Raw genomic sequence first — 9,999 nt, 5'->3', positions numbered from 1 at the left:
GTGACCTTGCCCCTACGTCGAGACGTTTGATGCGCAATACGTACCTGGTCTTAAGCGGGATACCATCCCCTTTATCCCTTTCCCGACTGCATCGGGACTTAGTACAGCCTGCTGGAAGGGGAAGAGATAAATAAGATCACCTCATCACCCCCTATCCCCCTTCCCGACTTCGTCGGGATTTCGTCCTTCGTCCTCAATTTCTACAAGGTAGGAGAAGAGGGGCACCAGAGGGGAACCCCGACCCCACTGTCAAAAAGGCGTGTGGTTTTTCATGAGCTAGGCTTTTAATACCCATCACGCGTCAGCAGGAAGAGGCCAGGGGATGGTATCCCGAATGAGAACAACGCCAGCTTTCCCACAAAATGGCCGCGTCGCAGAAAGGGGCGGAAAGGGTCGGTGGGCCTCCCTACCGTCCCCCACCCTTCATCATCTGCATTAACTGCCTTGGCCCCTTCCCCTGCGACAGCTGCTTCATCATCCTCTGCGCCTGGCCGAACTGGTTGATAAGATGGTTCACGTCCGCCGGCTGCGTCCCGCTCCCCACGGCTATCCGGCGCCGCCTGCTGCCGTTGATAATATCCGGATTGCGGCGCTCCTGCCCTGTCATAGACCGGACAATCGCCTCCACCTTCTTTATCTGCTTCTCGTCGAAAGCGTTCGCCGGCAGCTTCTTGCTCAGACGATTGAACCCCGGCACCATCTCCATGAAAGATGTTATCGACCCCATCCGCTTCATCGCCTGCAGCTGGTCCAAGAAGTCGTTCAGGTCAAATGTCGCCTTGCGAATCTTCTTCTCCAGCTCCTTGGCCTTCTTCTCGTCCACCATCTCCTGGGTCTTCTCGATGAGCGTCAGCACGTCGCCCATGCCCAGGATTCGAGACGCCAGCCTGTCCGGATAGAACGGCTCCAGCCCGTCGGGCCGCTCTCCAACGCCGATGAACTTGATGGGCACGCCGGTGACTCGAGTTATCGACAGGGCCGCCCCGCCTCGCGCGTCCCCGTCCAGCTTGGTCATAATCAGGCCCGTCAGCGGCACCCGCGCGTGAAACTCCGACGCCGCGTTCACCGCGTCCTGCCCCGTCATGCTGTCCACCACCAACAGCGTCTCCGTCGGCGATACCCGGCCCCGTATCTCCGCCAGCTCGCCCATCAGCTCGTCATCGATATGCAGCCGTCCCCCCGTATCGACGATAACCCAGTGGAGCCCCAGCTCCTTGGCCCGCTTCACCCCCACCTCCGCCACCTTCACCGGCGTTGACGACGTCTCCTCGTGATATACCGGAACGTCCAACTGCTTCCCCAGCGCCATAAGCTGCTGTATGGCCGCCGGCCTCCTCAGGTCCGCCGCCACCAGCATGGCCGACTGCCCCCCTCGACGCAGGTGCAGCGCCAGCTTGGCCGCCGTGGTCGTCTTCCCGCTCCCCTGCAACCCCACCAGCATCAGCACCGTCGGCGGCTGTGACGCCTTCCCCATCCTGTGGTCCCCTCCCGACAGGATGGCCGTCATCTCCTCATTCACAATCTTGATAACCGTCTGCCCCGGCGTCAGCGACTCCAGCACCGCCTGACCTACTACCCTCTCCCTCACCTTCGCGACGAAGTCCCTGGCCACCTTGAAGTTGACGTCCGCCTCCAGCAGGGCCAAACGCACATGCCGCAGCGCCTCGTCCACATCCTTCTCCGTCAGCCGACCCTTGGAGGTCAGCGACCTGAACACCGAATTCAGTTTATCTGTCAATACATCAAACATAGCCAGCTAATTGTAGGCATCCCCCAAGAATAGGGTCAAGGCAGATAGGCACTCCCGCCGCCCAATGCTAAAATTACCCCAATGCACCCTTACCAAAACAGCCTGCCTAGCCTCGCTAGCCAGAACCCGGCGACGACCATATCTCTGTCACCCCTCTCCTCAGGTTCTCCCTCTTCTCCTATTGCAAAGGAGAAGAGGGAGTTAGACGCCGTCCTGAGTATGCCGAAGGAGGGTGATGAGGTGATCCTTATTTTCTCTTCCCCTTCCAGCAGGCTGTACTCAGTCCCGATGCAGTCGGGAAAGGGGCCAGGGGATGGTATCCCGCTTATAGACTGGCGTGTGGCACATAACACGGCCATGCTTAGGCCATCCCCATGATCCCCACCAAGCTCACCCTGGAGAACTTCTTATCTTATAAAGGCCCCCAGCCCCCGCTGGACTTCACCGGCATCCACGTCGCCTGCCTCAGCGGCGCCAACGGCCACGGCAAAAGCGCCCTCCTGGACGCCGTCACCTGGGCGTTGTGGGGCGAAGCCCGCAGCAAGTTTGACGACTACCTTATCCACTTCGGCCAGGACCACATGTCGGTGGAGCTGGAGTTCCAGGCCCGCGGCGGCGGCTACAAGGTTATCCGCCGCCGAAGCCGCACCGCCCGCCGAGGCTCCGGCAAAAGCGACCTTCAGCTTCAGATCAGCGCCGGCGACGCCTTCACCCCTATCACCGGCGACTCCATCGCGCAGACCCAGGCCAAGATAGAGCAGCTCATCGGCATGGACTATAAGACCTTCATCAACAGCTCCTTCCTGATCCAGGGCCGCGCCGACGAGTTCACCAACAAGCCTCCCGGCGAGCGCAAGGAAGTCCTCGCCAAAGTCCTGGGCCTTGACCGATTCGATGAGATGCAGGAGCGCAGCCGCCAGCGCGCCCAGGAACACGACCGCCAGGCCGCCGAAATCGAGGCCGCCCTCGCCTACCTCACCCAGGAAGCCGCCCACAAGGACGAATACCAGCAGTCCCTCGCCGTGGTCAACGCCGACCTCCAAACCCTCGCCTCCGCCATCGACGCCGCCACCCTTGAAGCCGACGCCCTGCGCCGCGAAGTCATGGACCTGGAGCAAAAGGCCCGTCAAGCACAAGACCTGGAAGCCCGTTTGCCCGGCCTTCAGTCCGAGCTTCAGCACTTCCTGGCCGAGATACGCCAGCAAGAAGCGCGAATCTCCGGCTACCGTGCCCTGGTGACAAACCAGGACACCATCCAGGCCGGCTTCGCTGAATATCAGTCCTTGCTTAAACAATATGAGGCCATGGACTCTGCCCGCCGCCACTACGACACCCTGAACAATAAGGCCGTCTCCCTTAAACAAGCCATCGCCCAGGCCAAGGCCCGGCTGGAAGAGCGGGAGAAGTTCCTGAAACAGCGTCTAACCCGAGAGCTGGAGCCTAAAGCTCAGGCGCGCCCGGCCATTGAAGCTCGCATCATCCAGGCCAAAGCTACTATGGATAGCCTGGGCACCGAAGAAGCGGCCATCGCCCAGGAGCGGACCCGCTTGCAAGCCGTCGCAGTCCACTTGGGCCAGGCCGCCGCGGAACTCGAATCCCTCGCCGTCGAAGGAAAAGAGCTTCGGTCCAAGCTAAACGTGCTGCAGGCGTCTCCGCTAACCGCCCAGTGCCCCCTCTGCAACACCCCCCTCGGTCAAGACCGCTGCCGCGACCTCATTGGCTCCTACAAGACAGAGATTGACCGCAAGCTCGCGGACTACCGCACAAAGGACTCCCAGCTAAAAGAACTCAAAGCCGAAAAGGCAAAGATGGATAGGGAGATCCCCCAGCGGGACGCCACTCTAAAACAGCGCCAGCAGCAGACCCAACGTCAAATCGCCACCCTGGAAAAGGAGCTGCAAGAGTCCAGCCACGCCGCCGCCGAAGCCGAAACCCTGCGCGCCGAGTCCAAGACCGTCAAGGCGGAGCTAGCCTCCGAATCCCACGCCCCACAGCAACGACAGGAGCTAGCCGCCGTTGAGGCCCAAGTGGCTGGGTTAACTTACTCCCCGGAAGGCCATAGCAAGCTATTCCGGCAAGTCCAAGACTACCAACCTTATATCCAAAAGCACGCCAAACTCAGTGAGGCCCTAGAAGCGCTCCCCCGCGAAGAAGCCTCCCTATGGAGGTCAAAGTCGCTGGTGGAGCAGCGACGGAAAGAACAGTCCCAGATTGGAGAAACGGTTGCTCATCTGAGAACTCAGGCCGCAGGACTGGCGGGTCGGAAGCAGAAGCTGCTAGCGGTGGACTCGCAGCTTCAAGAGTCCCGCAGCAAGCAGCAGTCCCTCCTCGCCAGCAAAGGTGGTCTGGAGGATAGGCTGCGCAAGGTTGAAGAGGCCGAAAGGCAGGCCGCTCACAAGCGGCCTCAGGCAGCAGGGCTACGAGACGAACAGTCCGTCTATAGTGAACTGTCCCAGGCTTTTGGTAAGAAGGGCGTCCAGGCTCTTCTAATCGAGACGGTGCTGCCCTATATCGAGGAGTACGCTAACGAACTTCTGCGTCGTATGTCTGACGGTCGAATGAACGTTAAACTGGAAACCCAGCAAGAGCTTAAGTCCCGCCGCGGCGAGTTCACCGAGACCCTGGAGATAAAGATAAGCGATGAGCTGGGCCCCCGAAGCTATGAGATGTTCAGCGGCGGCGAGGCCTTCCGCATAAACCTGGCCCTGCGCATCGCCCTGTCCAAAGCCCTGGCCCATCGCAGCGGCGCGCCCCTTCCCACCCTATTCATCGACGAAGGCTTTGGCACCCAGGACGCCACGGGGCGAGAACGCATCCTGGACGTCATCCACGCCATCGAGCCAGACTTTCAGCGCATCATAGTGATAACTCACCTGGACGACTTGAAAGAAGCCTTCCCGGTGAGAATAGAGGTGGAGAAGCGCAACGGCGCGTCCACGGCCTGGATAAGCTGACCTTCAGAAAAGGACAGGGGCGGCCCAAGTGGACCGCCCCTGTGGTTCTCCTACTCTTAAACGGTTGGGCCTAGTACTCCATGGGAGGAGCAGCAGGGGCCTTTTCCTTCTCGGGTATCTCAGTAACCATGGATTCTGTGGTCAGCACCATGGCGGCGATGCTGGCGGCGTTCTGAAGGGCAGAACGCGTGACCTTGACCGGGTCCACAATGCCCTTCTCGAACATGTGGCCAAACTCGCCGGTCTCGGCGTCAAACCCGTAGTCGTCCTTGTGGCCTCGCACCGACTCCAGGATGACGGAGCCTTCCCTGTCGGCGTTGAAGGCGATGAGCCGCACGGGCGACTCCAGAGACTTCCTGACGATGCCTGCGCCTACCGACTCGTCATCGTCAAGCTTCTTGATGAGCGGGTCCAATGCTCGCTGGGCGCGTACTAAGGCCACGCCGCCGCCGGGCACTATGCCCTCTTCCACGGCAGCGCGGGTGGCGGACAGGGCGTCTTCCACTCTGGCCTTACGCTCCTTAAGCTCCACTTCGGTGGCGGCCCCGACCTTGATGACGGCCACGCCGCCGGCCAACTTGGCCATCCGCTCCTGGAGTTTCTCCTTATCGAACTCGGAAGTGGTCTCCTCAATCTGGGCACGGATCTGGTTGATGCGGGCCTTAATGGCCTGCTCGGAACCCTTGCCCTCTACAATGGTGGTCTCTTCCTTTGAAGAAGAGACACGCCGGGCCTGGCCCATGTCGTTAATAGTGGCGGAGTCCAGCTTGCGGCCCGTCTCTTCGCTAATGACGGTGCCGCCGGTAAGGATGGCGATGTCTTCCAGCATGGCCTTGCGGCGGTCGCCGAAGCCAGGGGCCTTAACGGCCAGGCAGTTGAGGGTGCCGCGCAGCTTGTTGACCACCAGTGTAGCCAGGGCCTCACCGTCGATATCCTCGGCGATGATGACCACATCCTTCTTGCCAATCTGTATCAGTTTTTCAAGGACGGGCACCAGGTCAGAGACAGCGGAGACCTTCTTGTCCGTGATGATGATGTGGGGGTTCTCAATGACGGCTTCCATCTTGTCCGGGTTGGTGACGAAGTAGGGAGAGATGTAGCCGCGGTCTATCTGCATGCCTTCCACGTACTCAATTTCATCCTGAATACCCTTGGACTCCTCAACGGTGATGACTCCGTCCTTGCCTACCTTCTCCATGGCGTCGGCAATGGTGTTGCCGATGCTGTCCTCATGGGCGGAGAGGGCGGCAACCTGAGCAATCTGCTCACGGCTTTCCACGGAGCGGGCCATCTTCTTCAGCTCCTCCACGACAGCCTCGACAGCCTTCTCGATACCGCGCTTGATGGCCATGGGGTTGGCGCCGGCGGCGGTGTTCTTGAAGCCTTCTGTGATGATGGCCTGGGCCAAGACTACGGAGGTAGTGGTGCCATCGCCGGCAGCGTCGTTGGTCTTGCTGGCGGCTTCCTTAATGAGCTGCGCGCCCATGTTTTCAAAGGGGTTGGGCAGCTCAATCTCCTTGGCGATGGTGACGCCGTCGGAGCAGACCTGGGGAGGGCCAAACTTCTTGTCCAGGATGACATTGCGCCCTCGGGGACCTAGCGTAACTTTAACGGTATCGGCCAGGGTGTCGATACCTATCTTAAGGGACTTGCGAGCTTCTTCAGCGAAAACTAGCTGCTTTCCGGGCATTTGCGGTCTTCCTCCTTATTTAGATACCTTCGCTAAAACGTCACTCTCGCGCAATATCAGGTACTCCTGGCCGGCCTCTTTATACTCGGTGCCGGCAAACTTGGAGTAGATAATCCTGTCACCTGACTTGACCTCCATGGGGACGCGTTTCCCGTCCTCATTTGTGCGGCCGGGACCCACGGCCACCACTTCACCCTCCTGGGGCTTCTCTTTAGCGGTGTCAGGCAGAATGATGCCGGAAGAGGTCTTCTCTTCCTGCTCAATGGGTCTTACTATCAACCTCTCACCTAACGGCGTAAACCTAACCAAGGCTCCCTCCTTCTGAATTGAAATTTAGATGGCCTTACGCTACTCACAATTTAGCACTCGAGTGTTTCGAGTGCTAATTCTTGGCATATGATAAACTACCCCTGAAAATACTGTCAAGAGTCTTGGGCTAACCCACGCTATCGAGCTTGACGCTGGTGGAATTCAGATTCATTAAAGTGTCCTACAAGGGACACGTTGCATTGCTAACATTAAGTTGTCCTTCCCGGCACAATTGTGTCACCGCGGATTCGGCGCGTGAGCTAAAGGAGGCCTGCCAGCAGATAGAACACGACAAACGTATTCGGGCGGTAGTAATTACTGGCGCCGGCAAGGTGTTCTCCAGCGGACGGGAGGCCTATAACCCGCCTTCCGAAAGCGCCACGTCCGAGGATGTGGAAGGGTGGTTAGATAGTTTACGATGCGCCTCGGCCCTGGCTAGCCTTCCACAACCTTCCATTGCCGCCATTAACGGAGACGCCGTGGACCACGGGCTGGAACTGGCCCTGGCCTGCGATCTCAGGGTAGCCGCCCGCACCGCCAGGCTTGGATTCACCGATCTGGCCCGTGGGGCTATTCCCTGGGACGGCGGCTCTCAACGTCTAGTCCGGCTGGTAGGGAAAGCCAGGACCCTGGAACTTCTGCTAACTCAACGGTTAATCGATGCGGATGAAGCGCTAGCCGTGGGCCTGGTCAACAAAGTGGAGGATGACGGCAAGGGCGCTTTAAAATCAGCTACCAGCCTAGCCTCACAAATCGCCGAAGCCGCACCAATTGCTGCTCGTTATACTAAAGAGGCTGTGTATATGGGCAAAGACATGACACTGCAACAAGGACTGAGGCTGGAAGCAGACCTGAGCTTTCTGTTGCAGACCACAGAAGACCGCAAGCAGGGTGTAGAGTCGTTCCTGTCCAAGAGAAAACCCAGGTTCGTGGGACGCTAAGTTGGAAGCTTTCGACACTATTCTCTATTTGAAGGACGGGCATGTCGCCACTATCACCCTAAATCGCCCCCAGATTCGGAACGCTTTTGATACCAGGATGCGTGACGACCTGTGGCAGGCGCTGGAGGCTGTACGTGACGACACCGACGTAAAATGTGTTGTCTTGAACGGAGCAGGCTTCGATTTCTGCGCCGGCGCGGACCTTACCGAGTTTGGCGCGGCCCCATCATTATCAGTCGCGCGTGAGGTCCGATGGGAAAGGGATATCTGGGGATTATTCCTAGATATGGCTAAACCATTGATAGCCTCTATTCACGGTCACTGCATTGGCAGCGGGCTGGAGATGGCGATGTTATGCGATATTCGGATTGTATCTTATGATGCTAAGTTCTCAATGCCTGAAACCCATCTTGGCCTCATTCCCGCGGCCGGCGGCACTCAGACTATTTCACGGGCCATCGGCCTTGCGCCGGCGCTAGAGCTTCTGCTGACGGGTCACGTGGTTGGAGCTGAAGAGGCTTCAAAACTTGGGCTAGCCACAAAAGTGGTGTCCGTCAAATCGCTGCAAGCCGAAACTTTAAACCTGGCTGACAGGTTAGCCTCCCTAGACTCTAAAGCGGCAGCTGGTCTGAAAGAGGCAATTCATCGAGGCGCAGATTTGCCATTGGACAGGTCGCTAGAGTTAGAAAGGCGTCTGGCTTTGAAGCTGCTCACCACCCAGCCGTCATAGACCTATATAATCTCTGTGAAGCTTCCTAGAAGAGTTATCCGTGAATAGCAACGAATTCCTTTCCATTGCGGCGGCTATTGTGCCTGAGCGCGAGGCTATTGTCTTCGAGGGCAACCGCACAACTTTTGCCCATCTTCAGGAGCGAAGCAATCGACTGGCCAACGCCCTGGCCGACATGGGGATTGGCCGCGGTGACCGTGTGGCGATGATGGACGTAAACACGCCTGCAATGCTGGAAGCCTATTTCGCCTGCGCCAGGTTGGACGCGATCTTTGTGCCGTTCAATTATCGGGCAAAGTCTGACGAAATGGCCCACATGCTCAACATCTGCGAGCCGACTGTGCTTTTTGTCGGCAAGCGCTACTTCACCACCGCCAAGGATGCTCTCAAGGATTCATGCCCAGCAGATTACGTGATTACGGTGGAAGAGCGAAACGGCGGCCAGTGGGTGTTCTACGATGATGTTATCGGAGCCTCCTCGGCAGAGGAGCGTCACTTTCCAACGGCTCAAGACTCGGACACAACTTTGCTGCTATTTACGGCAGGCACCACCGGCACACCAAAGGCGGTAATGCTGAGTCACGAGAGCTTCAGCTCATACATGCTCTCCAGCGTTGAACCGCCGGACCCAGAGTCGGCTGAAGAGCGCAATCTGTTGTGCGTGCCTATGTATCACATTGCAGGCATGCAAGGCGCATTGGCTTCGGTGTACGGCGGACGCACTACGGTGTTAATGCGGCAGTTCGACGCGGAAACATGGATGGAACTGGCGCAGTCGGAGCGCGCAACCCGGGCAGGTGTCGTCCCGACTATGCTCAAGCAGGTCGTCGAACACGCCAAGTTCAATGACTATGACCTGTCGAGTCTTAAGATTATCACCTACGGCGCTGCGCCCATGCCGGTGGAAGTGATTAAGAAGGCGATTAAAGCCATGCCCGGAGTGCGGTTCATCAATGCCTTCGGCCAGACTGAGACCGCTTCGACCATCACTATGCTTCCGCCGGAAGACCATGAGCTTTCGGGCTCGCCGGAAGCCATCGAAAAGAAACTGAAACGACTTACTTCCGTCGGTAAGGCCCTACCGGACGTCGAGGTGGCGGTGATGGACGAGGAGGGACTGCCGCTGCCTTCAGGACAGGTAGGCGAGGTAGCGGCGAGGGGGTCTCGTATTATGCAAGGGTATTGGAGAAACGAGCAGGCGACCAAGGGGGCTTTCCATGGGGGCTGGCTATTCACTGGGGACCTAGGGTATATGGACGAGGACGGTTATCTGTACCTGTCAGGCAGATCAAAAGACTTTATTAAACGGGGTGGCGAGATGATATCGCCGGAGGAAGTAGAGCAAGCCCTGATGTCCCATCCCGCCGTAGATGACGCAGCCATCATCGGGGTGCCGGACATTGATTGGAGTGAAAGGGTCAGGGCCCTGGTGGTAAAGAAAGGTGGGGCTGCCTGCTCAGAAATCGAACTCATCGAGTATTGCCATCAAAGGCTGGCCAGCTTCAAACGGCCCGAGTCGGTGGTGTTTGTCGAAGAGCTACCCCGGAACGCTTTGGGCAAAGTGCTTAAAAGGGTGCTGAGGGAGAAATACTGCTACCCCATAGAGGATGCTGCTTAACTTACTT

Annotated in this window: 8 protein-coding genes; 4 read left to right on the top strand and 4 right to left on the bottom strand. The window is 58.3% G+C overall.

Annotated elements, in window-relative coordinates; translation table 11 throughout:
• Window positions 1-406: 406 nt before the first annotated feature.
• Both FJ320_06195 and FJ320_06190 read right to left on the bottom strand, forming a co-directional pair.
• Window positions 407-1,750 carry a signal recognition particle protein gene (locus FJ320_06195; GenBank protein ID MBM3925566.1) on the bottom strand — a complete coding sequence of 448 codons (1,344 nt, stop codon included), beginning with the start codon at window positions 1,748-1,750 and terminating at the stop codon, window positions 407-409.
• 89 nt (window positions 1,751-1,839) lie between these two features.
• Entirely contained in the window at window positions 1,840-2,109 is a 270-nt protein-coding gene (locus tag FJ320_06190) for a hypothetical protein (protein ID MBM3925565.1), read from the bottom strand.
• Window positions 2,110-2,124: 15 nt separating this feature from the next.
• On the opposite strand from FJ320_06190, the gene FJ320_06185 reads away from it, so the two are divergent.
• A complete protein-coding gene (locus FJ320_06185) occupies window positions 2,125-4,704 on the top strand; it encodes an SMC family ATPase (GenBank protein MBM3925564.1) in 2,580 nt (859 codons plus the stop codon).
• A 70-nt stretch (window positions 4,705-4,774) separates the two neighbouring features.
• On the opposite strand, the gene groL is transcribed toward FJ320_06185, so the two are convergent.
• On the bottom strand, window positions 4,775-6,394 hold the full coding sequence (gene groL / locus FJ320_06180; GenBank protein ID MBM3925563.1) for a chaperonin GroEL: 1,620 nt from the start codon (window positions 6,392-6,394) through the stop codon (window positions 4,775-4,777).
• Between the two features lie 15 nt (window positions 6,395-6,409).
• Window positions 6,410-6,703, bottom strand: coding sequence for a co-chaperone GroES (locus FJ320_06175; protein ID MBM3925562.1), 294 nt, complete (start codon window positions 6,701-6,703; stop codon window positions 6,410-6,412).
• 146 nt (window positions 6,704-6,849) lie between these two features.
• Between FJ320_06175 and FJ320_06170 the strand changes: the two genes are divergently transcribed.
• The 3 genes from FJ320_06170 to FJ320_06160 are packed head-to-tail and all read left to right on the top strand — an operon-like array spanning window position 6,850 to window position 9,992.
• A complete protein-coding gene (locus FJ320_06170; GenBank protein ID MBM3925561.1) occupies window positions 6,850-7,644 on the top strand; it encodes an enoyl-CoA hydratase/isomerase family protein in 795 nt (264 codons plus the stop codon).
• A 1-nt stretch (window position 7,645) separates the two neighbouring features.
• Complete coding sequence (locus tag FJ320_06165; protein ID MBM3925560.1) at window positions 7,646-8,374, top strand: enoyl-CoA hydratase/isomerase family protein; 729 nt, start codon at window positions 7,646-7,648, stop codon at window positions 8,372-8,374.
• Between the two features lie 40 nt (window positions 8,375-8,414).
• The gene (locus FJ320_06160) at window positions 8,415-9,992 is read left to right on the top strand and encodes a long-chain-fatty-acid--CoA ligase (GenBank protein ID MBM3925559.1); all 1,578 of its coding nucleotides are present in this window, start codon (window positions 8,415-8,417) and stop codon (window positions 9,990-9,992) included.
• Window positions 9,993-9,999: the final 7 nt, after the last annotated feature.

It is taken from the genome of SAR202 cluster bacterium (assembly GCA_016872285.1).
Taxonomy (GTDB): Bacteria; Chloroflexota; Dehalococcoidia; order Lucifugimonadales.
Note: the sequence above shows the minus strand (reverse complement) of the source record. Positions and strands in the feature narration are given on the sequence as shown.